At 54.7% G+C, this 22,533-nt stretch carries 9 protein-coding genes; 4 read left to right on the top strand and 5 right to left on the bottom strand.

Features of this window, described 5'->3' with window-relative positions:
* Nucleotides 1–535: 535 nt before the first annotated feature.
* The 3 genes from EG028_RS27150 to EG028_RS27140 all read right to left on the bottom strand — a co-directional run bounded on the left by EG028_RS27150 (nucleotide 536) and on the right by EG028_RS27140 (nucleotide 14,426).
* Nucleotides 536–2,521 (bottom strand): OmpA family protein, encoded by a 1,986-nt coding sequence (locus EG028_RS27150; RefSeq protein ID WP_162946647.1) that lies wholly within the window; start codon nucleotides 2,519–2,521, stop codon nucleotides 536–538.
* A 32-nt stretch (nucleotides 2,522–2,553) separates the two neighbouring features.
* Nucleotides 2,554–3,564, bottom strand: a complete 1,011-nt coding sequence (locus EG028_RS27145; RefSeq protein WP_120519406.1) for a PorP/SprF family type IX secretion system membrane protein — start codon at nucleotides 3,562–3,564, stop codon at nucleotides 2,554–2,556.
* 95 nt (nucleotides 3,565–3,659) lie between these two features.
* Nucleotides 3,660–14,426, bottom strand: coding sequence for a gliding motility-associated C-terminal domain-containing protein (locus tag EG028_RS27140; RefSeq protein ID WP_120519407.1), 10,767 nt, complete (start codon nucleotides 14,424–14,426; stop codon nucleotides 3,660–3,662).
* A gap of 715 nt (nucleotides 14,427–15,141) precedes the next feature.
* Here EG028_RS27140 and EG028_RS27135 point away from each other — a divergent pair.
* From EG028_RS27135 to EG028_RS27125, 3 genes are all read left to right on the top strand, one after another.
* Nucleotides 15,142–17,718 (top strand): NACHT domain-containing protein, encoded by a 2,577-nt coding sequence (locus tag EG028_RS27135; protein WP_120519408.1) that lies wholly within the window; start codon nucleotides 15,142–15,144, stop codon nucleotides 17,716–17,718.
* A gap of 96 nt (nucleotides 17,719–17,814) precedes the next feature.
* Nucleotides 17,815–18,723 carry a transglutaminase domain-containing protein gene (locus tag EG028_RS27130; protein WP_120519409.1) on the top strand — a complete coding sequence of 303 codons (909 nt, stop codon included), beginning with the start codon at nucleotides 17,815–17,817 and terminating at the stop codon, nucleotides 18,721–18,723.
* Between the two features lie 25 nt (nucleotides 18,724–18,748).
* Nucleotides 18,749–19,222, top strand: coding sequence for a Dps family protein (locus EG028_RS27125; RefSeq protein ID WP_120519410.1), 474 nt, complete (start codon nucleotides 18,749–18,751; stop codon nucleotides 19,220–19,222).
* 77 nt (nucleotides 19,223–19,299) lie between these two features.
* Here the strand turns inward: EG028_RS27125 and EG028_RS27120 are convergent, their stop codons facing one another.
* On the bottom strand, nucleotides 19,300–20,793 hold the full coding sequence (locus EG028_RS27120; protein WP_120519411.1) for an OmpA family protein: 1,494 nt from the start codon (nucleotides 20,791–20,793) through the stop codon (nucleotides 19,300–19,302).
* A gap of 156 nt (nucleotides 20,794–20,949) precedes the next feature.
* On the opposite strand from EG028_RS27120, the gene EG028_RS27115 reads away from it, so the two are divergent.
* A complete protein-coding gene (locus tag EG028_RS27115; protein WP_241559229.1) occupies nucleotides 20,950–21,705 on the top strand; it encodes an SDR family oxidoreductase in 756 nt (251 codons plus the stop codon).
* Between the two features lie 382 nt (nucleotides 21,706–22,087).
* On the opposite strand, the gene EG028_RS27110 is transcribed toward EG028_RS27115, so the two are convergent.
* Nucleotides 22,088–22,486 (bottom strand): DoxX family membrane protein, encoded by a 399-nt coding sequence (locus EG028_RS27110; protein WP_120519412.1) that lies wholly within the window; start codon nucleotides 22,484–22,486, stop codon nucleotides 22,088–22,090.
* Nucleotides 22,487–22,533 lie beyond the last annotated feature (47 nt).

Raw genomic sequence — 22,533 nt, 5'->3', positions numbered from 1 at the left:
CTTTTATGTCAATCCAAATCCGTATTATTGACAACCCCTGTAAACCTCCAGCAGGATAAAATAATCGACTGTAAAGTCCTGCCAGGACAAAATACCCCACTGTAAAGTTTTTTCAGGACAAGACACCCTGCTTTGGGAACGCTTTTACTATACTGTTAGAACGCTTTTACCCTGCTTCATCATTACTGTTAGGCTACTATATCCCTACTGTAAGACTACTGTATCAATACTGTTTCAGCACTATCAGGCTACTGTAAACCTATTTTAGGACGGGGATCGACCGATTTTGTTAACCCGCACCGATTATCTCCCTTATGACCAGTATTGCATGAAAAAAAGGCGACGTAGGTTAGAGGCCGGTTAGACGTAGGTTAGAGGCCGGTTAGACCGGGTTTTTACCTAGGTTAGACGTAGGTTAGAGGCCGGTTAGAAATAAAAAAAGCAGCCGGACGCGCCCGGCTGCTGATTGTATATGAATAGGATATGGTTCATGGTGGGAAGGAATTCCCAGTAAGAACATCTTTCTGCGTTTGCATTAATTCCTTAAAACCTTGAATTCCGTTCGCCTGTTCAGCTGGCGGCCATCAGGGTTGTCTTTGCCGTTCGGCAGGGTGTTGGGCGCCACCGGCCTTGATTCTCCATAACCTTTGCTGATCACCCTGCTTGTGGGTATGCCTTTCCCGATGAGATAATCCACGCAGGATTTAGCCCTGGCGTTGGACAATTTCAGGTTGTAGGCATCTGTTCCTTTACTGTCCGTATGCGCACCCAGCTCGATCTCCATTTTCGGGTTATCCAGCAGGAGGTAATAAAGGGTATCCAGTATTACTTTCGATTCGGGGCGCAGGGTAGCTTTGTTGTAATCGTAGAAGATGTCGTTGATGACGATCGGCTTATCTATCTCGAAACGTTTCAGGCACACGGTGGGGTTCATCATAGAATCCACCATGGACAACTGTTCTGTATTAAAGGTGTAGTTCTTGGAAAAATAATTGTCCTTCTCGATCACCACGCGGTATTTTTTATTCATTTCCACTTCAAACATGTAGTTGCCCGCAATGCCTGACTGCTGTACTTCCACAGCTTTCTGCATGCTGTCAAGCAGCGTGATCTTCGCTCCCTGGAGCGGTTTGTTGGTTTCGCAATCCAGCACCATGCCGCCGGCCATTTTTACCCTTCTTTTAAAAGCGAATATCTCAAGACAGCAGATAGACTCCCGGTCTGAACTGATAAAACCTTTGCTCATGGCGTTCGCGGGAGTAAGCCCTGCGTAATACTGATCGTCTTTCGCGGAGTTGAGGGGGTATCCCAGGTTTTCCGGCGCGGACCATGCGCTGCTGAAATCACCTTTACTGGTGTAAAAGTCCTGCCCGCCAAAACCCACGCGGCCATTGGAACTGAATATCAGTACCCCTTTCGCGGGATCGTAGAAAGGTGCGCTTTCGTCACCGGGGGAGTTGAGGGTTTTGCCCATATTGCTGGGCTCGCTGAGGCTGCCGCCGTTGATGGTGGACACCCAGAGGTCAAACTTACCGGCGCTGCCCGGGCGGTCCGATGCAAACAGCAGGTATTTACCATCCGCCGTTACGTAAGGTTCTTTGTCGCTGTATTCAGCGGCTTTGAACAGCAGCTGCGGCTCCGTCCAGCCATTGCCGGAGCGGGTGCTGCGGTAGATGGATGATTTTTTGTTGCCGTCTTTGGTGGCCCAGCGGGTTACGTACAGTGTGTTGCCATCCGGCGCCATGGAGGCTACGCCTTGTTCCACGCCCTTTTCCATGGGGATGGGCACTTTTTCCCGGCTGTTAAAATTGTTCTCGTCTCCCGTTGCAACATACAGGGTGTTGATAAAGGGGTTCGTTTTTTTATTGATAAGAGTAGAATCCGGGCGGGAAGAAGTAAAATAAAACGTACTGGCATTCACCGGTACGGGCGCGTAGTTTGCGCCGCCCTGGTTGATGTTGCCGGTCACTTTGGCCACTTCATACCGCGGGGGGTATTTCATTTCTTCGATGGCGAATTCACAGTTCTTTATTTCGAGATCCGCATTTTTTGCGGGGTCATCAAAGGCTTTGTACCCGCTTTTGAACTGTTTAAACTGTGCCAGCGCCTTTTCGTAATCAGCGGATGTTTTTGCATTGGCCCTTACGCATACCGCGAACCAGTAACGGGCCAGCGGGAACTGTACGGGGTCGAAGTTGGTAGCTTCTTCGTAATATTTCGCGGCATTGCCGAAGTCGTTGTACATCCGGTACGATTCCGCGAGGCGGTACACTACCTGCTCGTAATCCTTGAGTTTTTTCTGTTTGCTTTTGCCGTCTTTATCCAGCTGGTAGGGCCTGTATTCGCCGGGTTTCACGGAGAAGGTGCCCAGGGCTTTGCTGTAATACTGAGCGGCGGAGTAAAAATCTTTCTGCTCAAAGTAGAGATCGGCCGTGCGTTTGTAATCCTGGACGTACTGGGCCTTCAGGGTACTGAAGAGCCCTGCCAGCGCCAATATGCAAATGAGTGTAAATCTTTTCATAAGGTTCATCGTTTGATGTTACTGGGGCGGTATTATAACCTGGGGCAAATGAAATATTCGGGCTGCATGATCCTGCGTTTGCGGCCGATGAAAGACAGTGATATTTCAAATGCGTTGCTGCCTTTGGTAAGCCTGCGCAGGTTGGATGTATTGGCGTCGTAGCTGAGGCCGAGGGTAAAGTTTTTGTAATGGAAACCCGCGAACGGGGAAATAGCGTCGTTGATGCGGTAATTGGCGCCCAGCAGCAGGTCAAATTCCAGGTTCACCCTGATCTGTGAATACACGCCCGCAACAATTTCTTCCGCGTTGCCCTGGCGCATGTAAAGGCCATGTGGCGTGATGCCTACCATATCGGTCAGGCGTATGCGCGAGCCGCCATGTACGGTGTAGCGGATGGGCAGCGACCTGCTTTCCTGGTCTTCCGCCACAAACGGGTCTTCCGGTTGGGTCAGGTGCGCGCCCGCCACGCCGATGAACGGGTTGAAACGGTGATTGGGGTTACCATCAAACAGGAGAAGGCCGGCATTGGCGTCAAAAACAGTGGATGAGGTGGCCCGCAGCGTTTCCCCTGAAGGAATGCTGGGATCGAAGCCCATAACGGGATTGTACTGGCTGCCCAGCTGGAATTTGGACTGGTCCACCCGGCGGTTGATCACACCCGCCTGGATGCCTGCCACCAGCTGCGTGGTACCATTCTTTCCCATTTTCACACCGCTGTAGGACACGGTGGCCATGGCATTAAAATAATTGTACCCTGCATCGCCCGCGGACATATTCAGCGCGGTAATACCCAGGCCGAGGTTTTTCTTGGTGGGCGCATCAAACGAAACGCCCGCGGTGGAGTACGGGTTGCCAAAATTGGCCCATTGGTTCCGGTAGTTCCCGGTAAGCCTGTAATCCCCGTCTATCACACCTGCCAGCGCAGGGTTCAGCCATAAAGGATAAGCATAATACTGGGAAAAATGCGGGTCAACCTGTGCGCGTGCAGAGTTTGCAAACATTGCGCAGAGGAACATCACAGTGAATAATATTTTATTCTTCATAGGAACAAATTTTTTGTGTTTGAGTTAGCCGGAATGAAGCGGGGTTGCTTCATTCCGGCAGTTTTGTGTTTTGTTTGCTTGCCTGATTATACGGGTTACCTGATAATTGTTATGGTTCCACGTTTCTGTACCGTCGTACCGTCCTGCAGGGTAGCGCGGAGTGCGTAGTTGTACACGCCTACCGGTTGTTTTTTACCGCTCATGGTACCATCCCATCCGCGGCCTTTGTCTTTGGTTTCGAATACCTGCTGACCCCACTGGTTGTAAATTCTCATTTCCAGCGTCGCAATGGTGGTGCCGTAAACGTACAGGACGTCGTTGGTGCCGTCATTGTTCGGGGTGAAGGCGTTCGGAACAAAGATGAGGTTGCCCGCGGGATTGTCCGTGCTGCCGCCGCCCTGGAACCATGCGCTGTTTGCACAGGCGCTGGCACCGACGGACATCACCTGGAGGGTGACTACCTGGTTCGGCTGCAGGTTGAGAACGGTATGCGTAGTGCCGGTGAGGCCGGAGCTTGGTTGTGTGAATGTGAGGCCGCCGTCTGTGGATACCCTGTAACCCAGTGCGCCCGCAATGGCGTTCCATGTGAAGGTTACTGAGTTAGCCGTTCTGCTGGCCAGTGACACGGTCGGCGCCGGCAGTACTGCGTAGATATTCACGGTTACCGGTGTGCGCACGGTGCTTACGCATCCGCCGCTGAAGCTGGCCGCTACATAGTAGGTAGTGGCTGCCGTGAGGCCCGGTGTGGTAAATACAGGTCCGGTGAATACTGCATTGCCGCCTGTTGCTGACGTGTACCAGGTGAATACCACGCCTGCATCCGCAGAGGTGGCCCTGAGCGTGGCGCTGCTATCCGGGCAAACGGTGCCTGCGTCCGCTGTTACCACCGGCGCTACCGGTATGTTACCTACGGTTGCGGAGGCTTTTGCTCTGCCTGCGCTGGCGCAGCTGCCGCCTATCACTGCTTCAACATACACATCCAGGTTCGCGGTGAGCGTTGGTGTAGTGAATGTCGGGCTTGCGTTGTCCTGGAGGAGGTTGCCGTTCGCGGCAGCATCGTACCAGCGGTAGGTAACGTTTGGCAACGGGTTCTGTACGGTGAAGGTTGCGGTGGAGCCGGTGCAGATGGTTGCCGCGCCGCCGTTCGCCAGTACCGGTGTGCCGGGTGCATCCGCCGCTATCAGTATTACCTGGCTGCGGCCATTGCTGGTGCAGGTACCGCCGGTAGCCACTGCTTCAACGTACACGGTATCTCTTACAGAGAGCGGGTTTGCGGTGGTGTACACTGATCCGGAGAACAGGAGGTTGCCGCCTATCGGTGCGTCGTACCAGCGGTATTGCAGGTCGGTGCGCGGGTTTATAATACTGGAAGTTGCCCTGTTGCCGCGGCATACTGTCAACGTTCCGGCTACTGCGGGTAATGCAGGCCCGTTGGTGATAGTTACGCTCACTCTTGTACGGCTGGTGCTGGCGCAATTGCTTCCGTTCAGCGCTTCTACATAGAAGTCTTTATTTGCGGTGATCGGTGCGGTAACATAAGTGGTGCCGCTGAAGAGTACGGTGCCACCTGTCGGTACGTCGTACCAGCGGTGGATGATGCCCGGCTGTGCGTTGGTCACATGCAGTGTAGCCTGGTTGCCCACACATACTGATTTGGTGGTGGCGTCTACTGTGGGTACTGGCGGAACGGGGTTCACGGTTACGGTCACCGTCGTTCTGCCGGCGCTGGTGCAGGCACCGCTGGCTGCTTCCACGTAGTAGGTAGTGGTAGCTGTTACGCCGCTCGGTGCAAAGCTGGTGCCCTGTGCCAGGCGCGTGCCGCCGGTGGCTACGCTGTACCAGCTATAAGTAAGGCCGGGCAGCGGGTTGGTAATGGTCAGGTTCACCGGTGCGCCAAGGCAGATGGTGGTACTGCCGCCTACAACAGGCAGGGCGGGCGGTTCGGTGATGGTCACATCCACTTTGGTAAGTGTTGCGCTGCCGCATCCGCCTGCGCTTTCTGCTTCCACGTAGTAGTCAGCAGGTCCGGTGATGGCGGTAGTGGTATAAGCCGTACCGGTGAACAGCAGGGTGCCGCCCGGGGTATCGTACCAGTTGTAAGTGATGCCGGTAACCGGGTTCGTCACGCGCAGGATGGCCTGTGCATTGCGGCATACCGCCACATTCGCGGACTCTACCGTTGGCGGGGTAGGCCCTGCCACTACGGTTACGGTCACTTTGGTCCTGGTGAGGCTGGTGCAATTGCTTGCATTCACCGCTTCAACATAAAAATCCTTATTCGCTGTGAGCACGGCTGTAACATAATCAGGCGTAGCGGAAAGCACGGTGCCGCCCGTCGGTACATCGTACCAGCGGTAAGTAACGCCCGGTTGCGGGTTGATCACATGCAGGTCCGCACTGTTGCCGGTGCAGACTGTTTTGGCAGCCGCGTCTACTGTTACGGTCGGCGGGGCAGGGTTCACCGTTACGGTCACGGTGGTTCTGCCGGCGCTGGTACAGTTGCCGTTTGCAGCTTCTACATAATAAGTAGTGGTAGTAGTTACACCTGTCGGTGCAAAGGTCGGGCCCGTTGCAAGCGCGGTACCGCCGGTGGCAATGCTGTACCAGCGATAGGTAAGCGATGCTACGGGGTTCTGTACGCTCAGGCTGATCGCGCTGCCCTGGCAGACTGTCGTGTTGCCGACAATCACCGGTAAGGCAGGCGCGTCCGTTACAGTCACATTTACCTGTGTGAGGCCCGCGCTGGCGCAGCCGCCGGTACCTACCGCTTCCACATGGTAGCTGGCGTTTGCCACTGCCACGCCGGTGGTATATACCGGTCCGGTGAAGAGCAGGTTGCCGCCCGGTGCGTCGTACCAGTTATAGGTCACGCCGGTCTGCGGGTTGCTGATGCGCAATACAGCCTGTGAGCCGCGGCATACCGCCAGGTTGGCGGATTCTACCGGCGGAGCGGGCAGTAAGGTCACTACGCTTACAGCGGCTACTGCACGGCTGGTGCTGGTACAGCTGCCTGTGCCTACAGCTTCCACGAAGTAGGTGATGCTGTCCAGCAATGCGGGTGTGAGTATGCTGGCGCCGGTGAACTGAAGCGTACCGCCGGTGGCCGCATTGTACCAGTTGTAGGTCACGCCCGGCTGCGGATTGCTTATGGTCAGCGTAGCGCGCTGGTTGCGGCATATCGTCGTTACGGAATCCACGAGTGCCGGTACGGCCGGTGTGGCGTTCACGTTTACGGTTACCTGCAGCCTTCCGCCGCCGTTCGGGCATCCGCCGGTATTATTCACTGCGTCCACGTAATAGATCGTAGTGGATGAAAGTACCGGGGTGATATAGGTAGCACCGGTTGCTACAGGCGTGCCGCCTGACTGCACCGTGTACCAGCGTATGGTGAGGCCCGCCGTAGTGGAGGTCACTTTCAGTTCGGCAGTGTTGCCGGAGCAGATCGTGAGGTTATTGGATTCAAGAACAGGATCCGGCGGTATGGTGCCTACGGTTACGTTTACAGGAACCCTGGTGAGATTACCGCAGGTACCGTTGTATGCTTCCGCATAATAAGTAGTATTGGCGGTGAGATTGCCGGTGGTGAACACACTGTCCAGGGACAGCGGTACGCCGCCGGAAGCCACGCTGAACCAGCGGATGCTGTGAGTGGGATCTACCGTTCTGGCCTGCAGGATCGCTACGCCACCCGTACAGATGGAAGTATCTCCGCTGATGATAACCGGTGCATCCGGAACGGGGAGTATACTGATAGTAACCGGCGTACGTATCGGGTTCACGCAATTGGTGGATGCGCGATAGCTTTCCGCATAATAAGTAGTGGTGGTGGTGAGCGCACCGGTAGTGTATACTTTACCGGTGAACACAGGCGTGCCGCCGGTGGGTTGTGTATACCAGCGTACCGTCGCACTGTCAGACGCTGTGGCCGTGAGGGTAGCCTGACCGCCCGCGCAGAGCGTAGTGGTGTTCGCCGTTACAGTGGGCGATGCCAGCACACGGTTTGCATAATAAAGGTTCATATTGAGCAATGCGCCTACGAGTCCTCCCATCCTGATCTCTACTCTCGTATACGGAGCGCCCGGTGCAAACAGCACCGCCTGCTGATTCGCGCCGCCCAGCAGCACTACTCTCAGCGCGCTGTTGCTCAGCGTGCGGGTATCGTTGTTGGAAGTGGCTCCATTATAAGAGGTCACTTCTATCCTGGACAGTGCCGCCGCATCCAGTAAACCTGCCGGGGTGGCAAACCTGATCTTCACGGTATCGCCTGCCGCGGCAAGGCTGCCGAAGTCGAAGAAGTAAGAGATACTTCCGGCAACGCCAACCGGCAGTGTAACAGTCGCAGCGTTCGTAGTATCAGTATCTACCGCATTGTCCGGGTTCGTAACGGCGCAGAGTACACAAATGCCGTTGACAACATTGGTCTGCGCATTCGCGAAGTCGCAACCAGGATTGAAGTTACGGTTCACCCTTACGGTCACCGATGTACGGGCGCTGGCGCAACCAGACTCTGCTACCGCTTCCACGAAGTATTTGGTGGTATTGGCCAGCTGCGGCGTAATGTACTGCGCACCGGTAAATACAGGCGCCGTGCCCAGTGAATCCAGGAACCAGCGGTAAGTAGCGCCGGCGGTAGCCGAAGTAGCGGTGAGCGTCGCCGTCTGTCCGTACTCGATCATACCGGATGCGGGCAGTATGCTTACCGTGGGCTGTATCGCCGCAGCATTCACCTGTACGGTCACAGACCTTGGTGTGGCGCTTGCGCACTGGCCGTTTGCGGCAGTAACAAAATAAGTAGTGGTTGTATTGAGCACCGGCGTGGTGAATACCGGCCCGCTGAAGATGATGCTGTCCAGCGCGGCGCTGGCGTACCAGTTGAAGGTTACGCCGGCCGTAGCGGAGCTCGCCGTAAGCGTGGCCATATTGCCCGCGCAGATGGATGTACCATTCGGCGTTACGTCCGGTGTGCCCGGGCGTACGGAAATGTTCACCTGCACCGCCGTCCTGGTAGTGCTTGCGCAGCCTCCGGAAGACACTGTCTCCGCGTAATATACCACGGAGCTGTCCAGCGCCGGTGTGGTGAATGCCGCACCGGTAAACAATGCTGTGCCGCCGGTGGGTGTGTCATACCAGCGGAACGTGGCGCCCGCGGGTGCCGTAGCCCTGAGCACAGCGGTACTGCCGCTGCAGGTGGTCACAGTGGTAGCTTCGAGTGTGGGCGCAGCGGGTACGCTGTCTATTTCTACCACGCCTCTTGTACGAACGGGGTTCGGACAGTTGGTGGATGTTTTAACTGCTTCTACATAGAATGCTGTATCCGAGCTTACCGGGCCTGATACAAATGTAGTACCGGTGAACAGCGGTGTGCCGCCTGTGGGCGTGCTGTACCAGCGGAACACGGTATTGGGTTTGGCGGCTACGGCCAGTGTGGCGGTGCTGCCGGGGCAGGTAGCCACGGTGTCCACCTGGAGAACCGGCACCGGTACAAAACGCTGCGCGTAATGTACGTTCACTGCGCTCAGCGCGGTGGCCACGCCTGCGTTCATCCGCAGTTCCACCCTGTCGAATATTGCGGCCGGGGCAAAGGATACCAGCGCCTGCGTGTTGCCGGGCAGCAACCTGAGCGTGAGCAATCCTCCGTTCAGCGCAACGCGGTCGTTATTAAAAGTAGCCCCGTTGTAGGTAGCGAGCTGCAATGAACCCAGCAGTCCTACATCCGCCAGCGAAGACGGGAACGAGATCAGCATTCTTACACTGTCTCCCGCATCGCTTACGGCAGGGAAAATAAGCGTTTGCTGTACGTAACCTCCCAGCAGGCCTGCTATTACATGCAGGGTGGAGAAGGTCTGCGTGCTGGCATCCACCGCGGAACCCTGGTTGTCCACATAACAGCCGAGGCAAATGCCGCTTGCATTGCTGATCTGTGTGGTGGCGATATCGCAGGGCGCATCAGGGTTGGCGATGACAACATTCGCGATCACGGCGATACGTTGCGCGCTTACGCAACCGCTGTTATTCCTGGCTTCCACGTAGAATGTAGTGGTAGCGTTCAATGGCTGCGAGGTAAAGCCCGGGCCGGTGAACAGCGCTGTGCCGCCGGTGGGCACATCGTACCATTTGTAGGTAAGCGAAGTGTCCGGCGTATTTACATTAAAGGTGGCTGTACCGCCCTGTGGTATGGTAACTGAATTGGCCGTTACGGAAACGGTGGGCAGGCCTACTTTTACAAATACAGGGCTGCGCACTTCGCTCGGGCAGGTTGAGCCTGCTGAAACGGCTTCCACATAATATACCGCATCCGCGGTGATGGCCGGGGTGCTGAAGGTAGCGCCGGTGAACAGCGGGGTACCGCCGGTCGGGGCATCGTACCAGCGGAAGGTAGCGCCCGCGGGACCGTTCGCATTTAATACGGCCGGTGAGCCACTGCACACGTTCACCGTATCTGATGCCAGTGTGGCGCGCGGTGTTATTTGTTGTACGTAGAATACATTGATCTCCGTCAACGCGGAAGCAACTCCCGCGATCCTTATTTCCACTTCATCAAATATGCCGGTGGGCACAAATGAGATTACCTGGCGGGTGCCGCCGTCCAGCAGCTGCAGCGTGAGCAGGCCATTGTTCAATGGTCTTACATCCGCTGCAATTTCAGCACCGTTGTTGCGCGGGCGGATAGTGACGTTGCCCAGCAACTGCAGGTTCAGCAGGCCCGTGGTGGAGCCTACTACTATACGTAAACTGTCACCTGCGGAACTTTGACTGCCAAACTGGAAACGCTGGTAAGCACCAGCGCCCAGCAGGCCCACAGGCACATGGATTGACGAGGAGGTCTGCGGATTATCATCCACGGCAAGCGCGGGATCCTGGATACCGCACAGCAGGCAGAGCCCGAAAGTGGAGTTCGTCTGCGTAATACCACGGCCGCAGCTCAGGTCAGGGCTGGCGGGGCCTACGGTTACGGTAACGGGCACCGCTGTACGGATATAACTTTTCAGGCCATCCGGTGTGGCTGCTTCCACATAGTATGTCTTATCTGCGATCAGCACAGGCGTGTTGAAGACAGCCCCGGTGAACAGCGGCGTACCGCCCGTGGGGGTATCGTACCAGCTGAACGTAGCGCCCGGGAACCTGATAGAAGCCGTGAACGTGGTATCATGACCAAATGGAACCGTTGCGGAAGGAGGGGTAACTGTTACCGGTACAAAGGCCGCAGCTTCATAAATATTGAGGCTGCTTAATCCCGAAACAAGGCCGGTAAGATCCACCTGCGCACCGTCAAACCCGGCGTTCACAGGCACGCTTACACGGAACTTGGTTACGTTGCCTGTCACGTCCAGGCCGAGGGCCTGGAGATTGATCAGGTCGTTGTCCAGCATAATCGCGTCGTTGTTGGGCGTTGTACCGTTGAAGGTCTGCACCCTGATGCCGGAGAGCAGCTGCGCGCTGAGCAGCTGGCTGGGCACACCGAGGGTAAAGGAGATGCTGTCTCCCGCCTGGTACGTGCCGGGGAACTTAATGATCTGGCCCACTGAACCCAGCGCGCCTACAGTAATGATGGCTTGTGATGCGGTGGTGGTATCGCCATCCACAGCAAGGTCAGGGTTCTGTACAACACAACCGAGGCAGATGCCGCCAACGACGGGGCTCTGCTGGGTGTCCCCATACGTCCACAACGGACCGGGGCCGCCGCCCACTGTAACGGGCACAGCAGTACGTACAAAACTCTTTTTGCCATCGGGCGTGGCGGCTTCCACATAATATTCTTTGCTGCGGGTAAGCGGCGGAGTGGTGAAGCTGGCGCTGGTGCCCAGCGGCGTACCGCCGGTGGGTGCATCGTACCATGCATAAGTGGCGCCCGGCGCTCTCACGCTGGCGGTCATGGTAGCGGTAGTACCCGATGGTATCACCGGCGCGGGAGGCGTAACGGTTACCGGCATAAAGGCCACGGCTTCGTATACGCGCAGGTTGCCGAGGGCGGAAAGCGCGGCGGATGTGCCGATACTTACGCCGTCAAACCCTGCATTCACGGGCACTATCACGCGGAACTTCCCGGTAGAGCCAACGCCCAGGCCGAGAGGCTCCAGTCTCACCAGGTTATTATCGAGGGTAATGGCATCGCCATTGGGTGTATTGCCATTATAAGACTGAACGGTGATGCCGCCCAGCGCCTGGAGGCTGAACAGCTGGTCCGGCAGCTCAAGATCGAAGGCCACGCTGTCCCCCGCCTGGTAAGTACCGGGGAAATGGATCAGCTGGGAAACAGAACCGAGCGCGCCCACGGTGGTGGTGATGAGCGAAGAAGTAGTGGTGTCTTCATCCACGGCATTGTCTCCGTCCGTAACGGTACAGCCTACACAGATACCGGTGATCACAGCGCCGTCCTGGCGGTCCCCATACGTCCACAGGGGGCCGGGGCCGCCGCCTACATTCACTACCGCGGGTGTGCGGCTGAAGCTGACTTTACCATCCGGGGTGGAAGCTTCCACATAATAAGTGGTGCGGCGGCTCATGGGCGGCGTAACGAACGATGCGCCGGTGCCAACAGGCGTGCCGCCGGTGGGGCTGGTATACCAGTTAAAAGATGCATTGGTAAGCCTGTTTGCCGCGTTGATGGTAGCGGTGGTACCGGCGGGCACAGTCTGCTCCGCGGGGTTTACCGTTACAGGGATCATAGCGGTTGCTTCAAATACCTGGAGGTTGGCAAGGCCGCCTACAACAGGCGTAAGCGATATCTGCACCGCATCAAACGCCGCGGTGGCAGGCAGGGTAACCCTGAACCTGCCGGTAGGGCCGAGCGGAATGCCCAGCAGCTGTGCATTGGAAAGCGCCGTGCTGAATGCTGCGGCATCGTTATTGGGAGTGGTGCCGTTAAAGGTTTCCACCCTTATGCCGGAAAGTAATTGTGCGTTGAGCAGTTGACCGGCGGGAATGGCAAGATCGAGGATAATGCTGTCCAGCGCCTGGTAATTGCCGGGGAAGCGGATCAGCTGACCCGCGGAACTAAGCACACCAAGCGGTATGCTGATATTGGAAGCGGTAGTGGTATCGTGGTCTATCGCCAGTTCAGGATTCTGAACGGAGCAACCCACGCATACACCGCTGAGCTGCGGGCTTTGTTGTGTATCGCCATAACTCCAGAGCGGGCCGTCCGAGCCGCCGAGTGTAACGGGAACGGCAGTACGCAGGTAACTGGTGAGGCCATCGGGCGTGGAGGCTTCCACATAATAAGTGGTGCTGCGGGTAAGCTGGGGCGTGGTGAAGGCGGCGCCTGTCTGTACCGCTGTGCCGCCGGTGGGTGTGGTGTACCAGCTGAGGGTAGCGCCACCCGGGCGTACGGTTGCATTCAGCGATGCGGTTGTATTGTAAGGTATACGGGCGGGCGAAGGCGTAACAGCTACGGGTATCATAGCGGCGGCTTCGTAGATGCGCAGCGCGGCCAGTTCAGCCAATACGGCTTTCAGGTTCACTTCCACACCGTCAAACGAAGCGGTGGCGGGTACGCTCACCCTGAATTTATTGGTACCGCCAATGCCTATGCCCAGCAATTGTACATTGATGAGATCGGTGCCGAGGTCCGTGGCGGGCCCGGCGGTGGCGGCGCCCAGGTAGGGCTGTATAGTAATATTTGTAAGCAGTGATTTGGTGTACAGCTGGCCTGGCAGTTCAAGATCGAGGATGATGCTGTCTCCGGCCTGGTAGATGCCGGGGAACTGGAGGAGCTGGCCCACGCTGCTGAGCAGGCCTACCGGCGCGGACAGGAGCGAGGAGGTGTTGGGATCGGCATCCACGGCATTCAGCGGGTCCACTACGGTACACAGCGCGCATACGCCTGCGAGCCTCGGGCTTACCTGCTGGTCGCCGTACGTCCATAAAAGACCGGGGCCGCCGCCCACGTCTACGGTTACGGCTGTACGGATGTAACTTTCCCTGCCGTCCGCGGTGGTAGTGGCGGCTACATAATAAGTATGCACGCCGCGGGTGAGCACGGGTGAATTAAAAGTAGCGCCCGTACCAAGCGGAGTGCCACCAACGGGCACATCGTACCAGTTGAAGGTAGCGGCGCCGAGACGCATGGAAGCGTTGAGCGTGGCGGGACTGCCGGCGGGGGATATCACCGGTCTTGCGGCGGGGGTAACAGTTACGGGCACCATGGCGGTCACCTCATATATGAGCAGGTTACTAAGCGTGTTCAGCACAGCGCCGATGGTCACCTCCACCCTGTCGAACTGGGCAGGCATGGCTATCACGGCCCTGCGTCTGCCACCGGAGCCTATACCGGCCAGTTGTACGTTCACCAGCGGTGAGTTGAGCGCAACATCCAATACAGGTGTGGTGGAAGTACCATTGAACGCGGCAAGGCGGATACCGCCCAGCAGCGATGCGTCTATGACGGTGGAAGGCACTTCAAAGTCTACGACTACACTATCTCCCGCTTCGTAAGTACCGGGGAAGATAATCCGCTGTCCTACTTTGGCGAGTATGCCGAGGCTTGCGTTCACTTCGGCGGCGGTATTAATATTACCGTCATGACTGGCCCCGTCGTTTGTGATTGAGCAGAGCGGGCAAAGGAGCACGATGGGTTTGATTTCCTCGTCGCTGGACCCGGGGCTGTAGATAGGGCCTGCGGCAAAATAGGTATTTGCGGAGGGAGCGGAACTCCTGCCGGTGATCAGGGGAGATTTCCCATACCATTCTTCCGGCGTGGCGGAAGCGGTATTTGGAGCGGGATACCACCAGTACTGGATAAACGCTGCGTGAGCAGATCTATCAGCAGCATGCGCGCCTTTCGCCGGCCAACCAAAAAGCCAGATTGCGGAAATGACAATAAAAGTGCGCAGAAGGCATTTAGGAGTAACATTAAAACTCATATACAATGGTTTGGGTTATAATAAAGTAATGTTTGCGTGATTTCGGTGATTGTAGCGGGGTACCTCCCTGCACATGAACAGGGGACTGGTTCCTTATAAGCCTATCCTTATACACATAGGAAATGGTTTTTTGGAAGAATGTCTGTCAAAAAAATTCAGGTATTTCGAGGCCGTTCAGTTTGTTTTTGATAGGATACATTCTTAGGTATTGATACAGGTATATTCGGAAGCACTACATATCTGACTACACGAAATTAAAGGGGTTCACACTGGAAACGATGTGTCATTCTTGTTCATTCCTGTGAACAGAAAGCAGGCTGTTCATTGTTTGAATAAACTGTTCATTCTGTTCATTTTTATGAATACTGAACAAAATATGTTCAGGAAATGTAGCGGCGTGTATTCATTACTGAATGTCACCCAGCCGTAAAAACATATCTTTTTTACGCACGCTTTTCACTCCTTTATGCCACTCTCATCATCCTATACAAAAGGATTATCCCTTAAAAAAATTTGAAGTTTTTTTTTACTCCGTTTAGCCCATGTCATTTAATTGATAATCAAATCGCAAAACATGTTTGTTCAATCAACTATTACCCGTTCAGTTTATTCATTCCAAAAAATGCCAAATCCAAACATTCATTCTGTTACGTATCTATTCAATTGTACCATTATTCAGGGGTCTCTATAGTCCTAATCCATTAATTGTGCCCTTATGATCGACCTGTCCTACGACTTCATCATCACCTTGCAAAGCGAGGTGCTGCGACAATTCGGGGTGGAAAACCTTCAACCTAATCAATGTAAACACCTCGCCCAGGCTATCCTTAACCATACCGGAAAACTCGTCAGCGAAACCACACTCAAACGTGTTTTCGGGTTTGCGGTCACGCAGCACAGCTTTTCACGCTATACCCTCAACACGCTGGCGCAGTATTGCCGGTTCCGTGACTGGGAAGAATTCCAGACCCACTTTTACAAAAAAACATTCCGCCCGCAGGCAACAGCGGAAGATCACTCCAAATGGGCAGATGTCCGGAAAAGAGCGGCAGCTGTATCCCATTACACCATGCTCACGCTCAAAAACCGCTGCGGCATGCCGTTTGAAAACACCGTACCCCGCCAGTACTGCCTCTCCCACATAGAACGGTTCCTCGAAAGCAGCCACGCCGCCACTGTCCTGATCGCACCCGCAGGATGGGGAAAATCACTCGCACTCGTACACGCAGCCGAACATTATTGGTTCGGACGCGACCCTGTATATCAAAATGACATCTGCTGGTTCATCAACGCGCACGCCGCCGGCAGCCTCCTCCTCAAAGGCTTTTCATTGTCCGCCTGGCTGGACAATCAACTTAGTCTCGGCAACGGCGACAACTTCCGCGAATATTTTTCCACCCACCCGAACGAAAAAGGCGGCAGGCTCGTACTCATCATCGACGGCTTCGACGAGATAGCCATGGGCGCGGACAAACTGAAACTGCTCTATAACAAGCTGGAAGATTTCGTGTATTCAAACGATCTGCACCCCTGGGTGAAAGTGATCCTTTCCATCCGCTCCAGCACCTGGGGCGAAGTGTTTCACCAAAGCCACCAGTACCCCTCCTTCCGGAAATACTGGTACCTGGGGCAGGAAATGGATGAGGATACCAATACAAACATCCCCCTGCTCACGGAACAGGAAGTAAAATCCGTGCTCTACAACTTCGATTTCGATCCGGCCACCGTGCGGCTTTTTTCGGATAGTTTCCTGCAAAAACTGCGGCATCCTTATTACCTGCAATTATTTTCCCAGCTGAACGCCACGCCCGACCAGTCGTTTGTGGATGAAAACCTCAGCCTGTTCGAAGTGATCAGCAAGTTCATCCAGAACCGTGTGTTCAGCTCCCCGGCCAATTCCTTCAAAGTGCGCATCATAGACAAAATGCTGCAGCTGCTGGATATGGGGAAGACAGGTTTGTATACGGACAAATGCACGCTGCTCAATAAAAATGCGGAACTCTTTCCCGCGTACAAGGAACTGCTGGCGGACAACATTCTCGTGGAAGAGAACCTCAGCCAGGAGATCATGTTCAACGTAAAGGTTCGTTTTGCGCACAACTTCCTGCTGGAATACTTCACCGCGATGCACTTCCTGTCGCAGCACGAACAAACTGTGTCCGAAAAGCTGCTGCTGGAAGTGCTGGATTATTTCCCGCAAAGCCCTTTCCGCATCGCGGTGTTCAAATGGCTTTTACGTTTTGCCATCACCGGCAACCAGGTGGACAGCATCCGGAATTTTTTCAAACTGCCGCTGGCTACCCTCGAAAAGGCGCACCTGCTGGAATACGTGGTGCTGCATTACCAGCAGGAAGGCTCTCAGCAACCCCAGCTTTCCTCCATATTCCCGCCGGGTTATTTCCGGAAAAACCCCTTCAGCCAGTTCATCAACGACGACTTCATCCATTTCAAAAAACGGAAAGTGCTCAACACCCTGCTGGGCATGGCCGAATCTCCGGACGATAAATTAAAGATCCGCAGCAACCTCTTCGTGATGGCGCTGATGCAGCTGGATGCGGAACAGTGCGAGATAGAGCTTTCCAATATCAAAAAGATCTGCGCCGGCGGCGAGATGGCGGGGGAAATGTGGATCAGCCCCTACGAGGCTTTCCTCTTCATTTACGAATACCTCAAATTCGGGCAGCTGGATGAAAAGATGAAAGACAAGATCTACCACTACGTGCAGCACTGGAACTTCACACAGCAAAAGTCCTTCACCGTAGGGGAAGAAGCGGTATACCGCGCCATGTGTTTTATCTTCCTGATGCTGGGCGACTATCAGCAACTGCTCCTGTTCACCCAGCGCCTGTTCGAGCAGCATCCCTCTATCCTGTTCAACCGTACCGATCCTTTCCGGCTCATGTTGCTTTGCTGGAAGGCGCAGGCGCACATCAGCACGGGGGATATTGCCGCCGCTTCCAGGATCAGCCAGCACGTGGAGAACGTACTGAAACATTATTCTTCGGACTTCTTCAACGGCCGCCATCTTGACACCCTGCAAAAGATCATCGCGGCACAGATATATTACCAGGAAAAAGAGTTCAACAAAGCCATCCGCGCGGCAGAAGCCGCGATGGACACCGCGCAGAAGCTGGACTTCAAAATATTCGCACTCCTCAATTACGGTGTACTTAACCGAATATACCACCACCTGCAAATGGACAAACAAAAGAAAGACGCCCTGCACAAAATGGAGCTTATCAGGGAAAGCACTTCTTTCAAACAGACGTTGCCGGCCTTTGAACCCATGTAGTGGCCCGCGGTTCCCGGAAATATTGATAGCATTTTAACAATATTTCCGGGGCTACACCGCACAAATTGGCATAATTTTACGGTACCAGATACCGTAATGCCCATCGATCAAAGTAAATACACCACCTTCCAGCATTTCCTGCTGAACCTCCTGAGCCTGTTGACCATACTGCCCCTGGCCCCGTATATCAACCGGTTCATGCCTGTCGTGCAGCTTGGCCAGTGGCATATCGACCTTTTCCTTTCCATCCTGATCGCTTTCCTGTTCACCCGCCTGCTGCTGTGGGTATTCAAACCGCTGATCATCCCGGCCTTTGTGCTGGTGGCGGGCATCCTCGTATTCAACTTCTTTACCGGGCGTTATTCCTTTTCCAACGTGCTGAACGACTACCAGGGCATGGTACAGGGCAACTGGGGCACCCGGGACAACAAACAGCTGGACATCCTGAGCCTCTATCCGCGCAAAGTGGAGACTTACATGGACAAAACCGTGCGCGGCATCCGCGAAAAGGCGAATTATAAGGATTCCACGGTGCGCAACTTTTCTGTGGCACATTCGCTGGATTATTATGACGAATACTTTCCCAAGTACGGCAAGGTGGTACGGTATCTCTCGCTTTTTAAATACATTCGTCATCACTTCCGGTATGTGAATGACAGCCAGCGCGACGAATACTTCGCCACCCCGATGGAAACCATCCTGAACGGCCTGGGCGGGGACTGCGACGATCATTCCATCCTGATGGCCAGCTGTATGCAAAGCATCGGCGCACGCACCAGGATCGTACTGATCAAGGGGCATGCTTACCCTGAGCTGTATTGCGGGAGCAAGGAAGAATTTGAGACGATGAAACAGGCAATTGTTCATTTATTCAACAATCCGCCTGTAAAGGAGTTATATTATCATGAGATGAAGGGCGAATACTGGATAAACCTCGACTATTCCGCATGGAATCCCGGAGGGCGTTACCTGAACGACAAAGTATATGCCCTGATAGAATTGTAGATTTTTTACCCAAAACATTATAACCATGAAAGTAAACATCGGAGTTCCCGAAAAACATTTGCAGGCCGTTGCGGAAAAATTGCAGGTATTACTGGCAGATGAGCAGGTACTGTACACCAAAACCCGCAACTATCACTGGAATGTGGTTGGAGACAATTTCCACGAGATGCACCTCTTTTTTGAAGGGCAGTATGGCGAACTGGCAGAGATTATTGACGAAGTTGCAGAGCGTATCCGCATGATCGGGCATTACAGCACCGGCCGCCTGGTGGATTTCCTGAAACTGACCAACCTGCTGGAACCCGAATACACGAACGATCAGCCTCAGCAGATCAAAAACCTGCTGGAAGATCATGAAACCATTATCCGCGAACTGCGCGAGCTGATCACCGAGTTTGCCGACAAACAGAAAGACCTTGGCTCCAGCGATTTCGTGACCGGCCTGCTGCGCCAGCACGAAAAAATGGCCTGGATGCTCCGTTCGTACCTCAGCAAATAACCGTACAGGATATTGAAAAGGCCGGTCCAGTCAAGGGCCGGCCTTTTTCTTTTGCATTGCCTGCCCTGCAATATCTTTTAATCGGAGCCTTTGTAAATAATGATCTCCACCCGCCGGTTCCTCCGCCGGCCTTCTTCCGAATCGTTCGGCGCTACGGGCACGGTTTCGCCCAGGCCGGACACATGGCGGATGTATTTTTCCAGCCCTTTCCCCTTCAGGTATTCCGCCACTGCCGCCGCGCGGTTGCGGCTCAGGTTGAGATTATAGGCTTCCGTGCCTACATTGTCCGTATACCCGAGTATCTGCAGCTGTATGGTATCGTTTCGCGGGATGCGCGCCACCAGGCTGTCCAGCGAGCTGTAAAGTTTTGTGTTCAGTTCGCTGCTGTTGAACCGGAACAGCACATCCGGGATCACCAGCGTATCCGGCGCGGGGGGCGGGAGCGGCGGAGCGATGGCTGCCACGGGCGGGGGCCTGGGCAGGCAGAATTCTATCTCCACGAAATTATTTTCTTCTTTACCGGCATCGGTAGTGGTCTCGAAACGCGGTTCCGCATTGCCACGGCCGTATACTTCCACATCGTCCACCGCAAAGCCGTGACGGTATACCAGCACGTCTTTCAGCTTCTGCGCCTGTACGGTGGAAAGGATCTTATTGTAATTGCCCGTTCCCGGCTTAAAGGCATACCCCGTCACGATCACTTTGGTGCCGGCGTAAGGGTCGTATATCCTGATGAGGGAATCCATGCGGGCGGCGGCTTCCGGGAACTTAGAGCGACCCCTGGGCGTAAAAATGCTTTCGTCTTTTACGGTGAGGGTGATGCAGTGCCGCCTGTCCTGCCGCACTTCCATCTTCGCCTTCTCCTGTTTAAAATAACCCGCCGGAATGGTATGGCGCCGGTGCTGGGCATAAAGACTGTCTTTTATCTTTTGCGCCTGATCGCAGAGCGGGCCGCCGTCCAGGGGCTCTATGCTGACGCTGTCTATAAAATAACTCTCACGGCTCACACTCTCCTTCCGGTTCCCTTTGGCAAAATTGCCGATGATCACATGGCTGGCGGCGGCATGGGCGGTAATCACCTTTTCTATACGGAAAAAATCCACCTCGCCTTTTTTGGTTTCCACGGCGTCTTTTTCGGTAAAGATGAGGGTGGGCGGCAGGGTGTCCAGCGGGATGGCGGACAGGCGGTAGATATACGCCGTATCCAGCCGGAGGCCCAGCTCCATGGTGCCAAAGAAGTCCTTACCGGCAACGATGGTGATCTTATACCTGCGCCCCGGTTCAACGGGACACAGCAGTTGAGCCTGTATATAATTACGAAGGCCGCCCTGGCGGTGGATCAGTTTTACCACATTGCTGCCCGCCATAGCGGCGGCGGAGTACAGGTATTGCATTTTGACATGCTCCGGCGCTACGCTTTCCCAGGCGGAAGGGCTGCAGGGGGCGTTGTATTCCGTACAGATGTTCACATCTTCAAAGCTGGGATTGGCAATAAGGTTCTGCGCATTGCCGCTGGTGAAGCAGCCAAGGAGGAGGATAAAAAACAATATATGCCTGTACGTTAGTTTCATAGCGCGGGAACTCTATCATTATAACTGAAAAACACATTAATTATTATCCAGTTATGGCAAGTTAACACAATTCTGCAACAACCCTTTCACCCGCTTTTTGTTAATACTACATTCCACCGTTGCGAAGAGTGCAAATTTTTCATTAAAACAGATAAAATGATGGAACAGTTATTTACCGGGAAAGTGGCATTGGTAACCGGCGCGGGCTCCGGCATCGGGGAAGCTGTGGCGGTATTGTACGCGGCCTGCGGAGCGAAAGTGATCGTGTCCGACGTGAATGAAAAGGGCGGCAACAGCACCGTGGAGGCAATACGCAAAGCCGGCGGGGACGCGCAGTTCGAGAAATGCGACGTAAGCAGGCCCGCGGAATGCGAACAGCTGGTGAAGGCCACCCTGAAACATTACGGCCGGCTGGACATTGCCTGCAACAACGCCGGCATCGGCGGGGAGCAGAACCTGATTGCGGACATGAGCGTGGAGGGTTTTGACAAGGTGATAGCCGTGAACCTGGCCAGCGTATTCTACTGTATGAAATACCAGCTGCCGGTGATGCTGAAAAACGGCGGCGGGGCGATCGTGAACATGGCGTCTATCCTGGGGCAGGTGGGGTTTGCCCATTCTGCCGGGTATGTAGCGGCAAAGCATGGTGTGGTAGGGCTTACGCAGAATGCCGGGATCGAGTATTCCTCACAGGGCATCCGGGTGAATGCGGTAGGGCCGGGCTTTATAGACACGCCTTTGCTGAAAGAGGCGCCCCCGGAAATGAAAGCGGCGCTGGTGTCTAAACATCCCATCGGGCGGCTGGGCAGATCGGAAGAAGTGGCGGAACTGGTGATCTGGCTCAGTTCGGACAAAGCATCGTTTGTAACAGGGGCTTATTACCCGGTAGACGGAGCATATCTTGCTCCCTGATCCCGGAATTTGGTCATAATTGGGAAAAGCCGGCGGTTCTGCCGGCTTTTTTGTGGGAGCCAGTAACCTGCCCAAAAAAAGTCGGCCACAGGGAAAAGACTGCCATTTTGCCTAAAAGGGTAGACCAAAATGGCAGCGGGTGGGGGTAAGTATGCTTTTGATACGCTTTTGATATGCTCTTGCTATACTTTTGATATGCTTCAGGTGCCGCTGATAGTGTTTCAACTGAAAACTTTAAGGGGGCTGAAACATTTCCAGCCGGCTTGTCGCCAGTGTAAGGCGGACTAAAGGCGGTGAAAGGCAGATACACTGGGATACTTATACGCTCCTTTGCCACTCTCATGAAAAAACGAAACGATGCAAAAGGTCATCCCGGGCGTTTTTAACCCCATTTCACCGAATACCTGTCCTTCCCATAAAAAAGGAACAAAACCGCCGAAAACAGGATCGCAAGGGGCGGCGTGAGCGCTCCCACTCCGCCGGGAAAGTCCACCCAGGCAGCCACCAGGAAATTCACGATCAGCAGCAGGGAAACGTACCGGGTAAGCAATCCGAGCAATAACAGGAACCCACCAACGAGCTGCACCGTCACTGAAACAATAGCGCAGGCTAATGGAAAAGGGAAATACTGCGCCTCCAGGAAAGCGCGGAACTCCAGCATCCGGTCCCAGCTGGTCACATTATCTATCGTTCCGTAAATAAGCCGGAGGCCGATGAAGAGCCTCAGGCCGAAAATCCCGAGTTCACGCCGTTCATCCAGCCAGTTGAAGAAAGATCGCATATCGTGGCAAAGATTATTGATTAATTGACGTCTTACCTTAAGATACC

Origin of the sequence: Chitinophaga barathri (genome assembly GCF_003807585.1) — a bacterium.
GTDB lineage: Bacteria > Bacteroidota > Bacteroidia > Chitinophagales > Chitinophagaceae > Chitinophaga > Chitinophaga barathri.
This window is presented reverse-complemented; position numbering and strand designations above follow the sequence as displayed.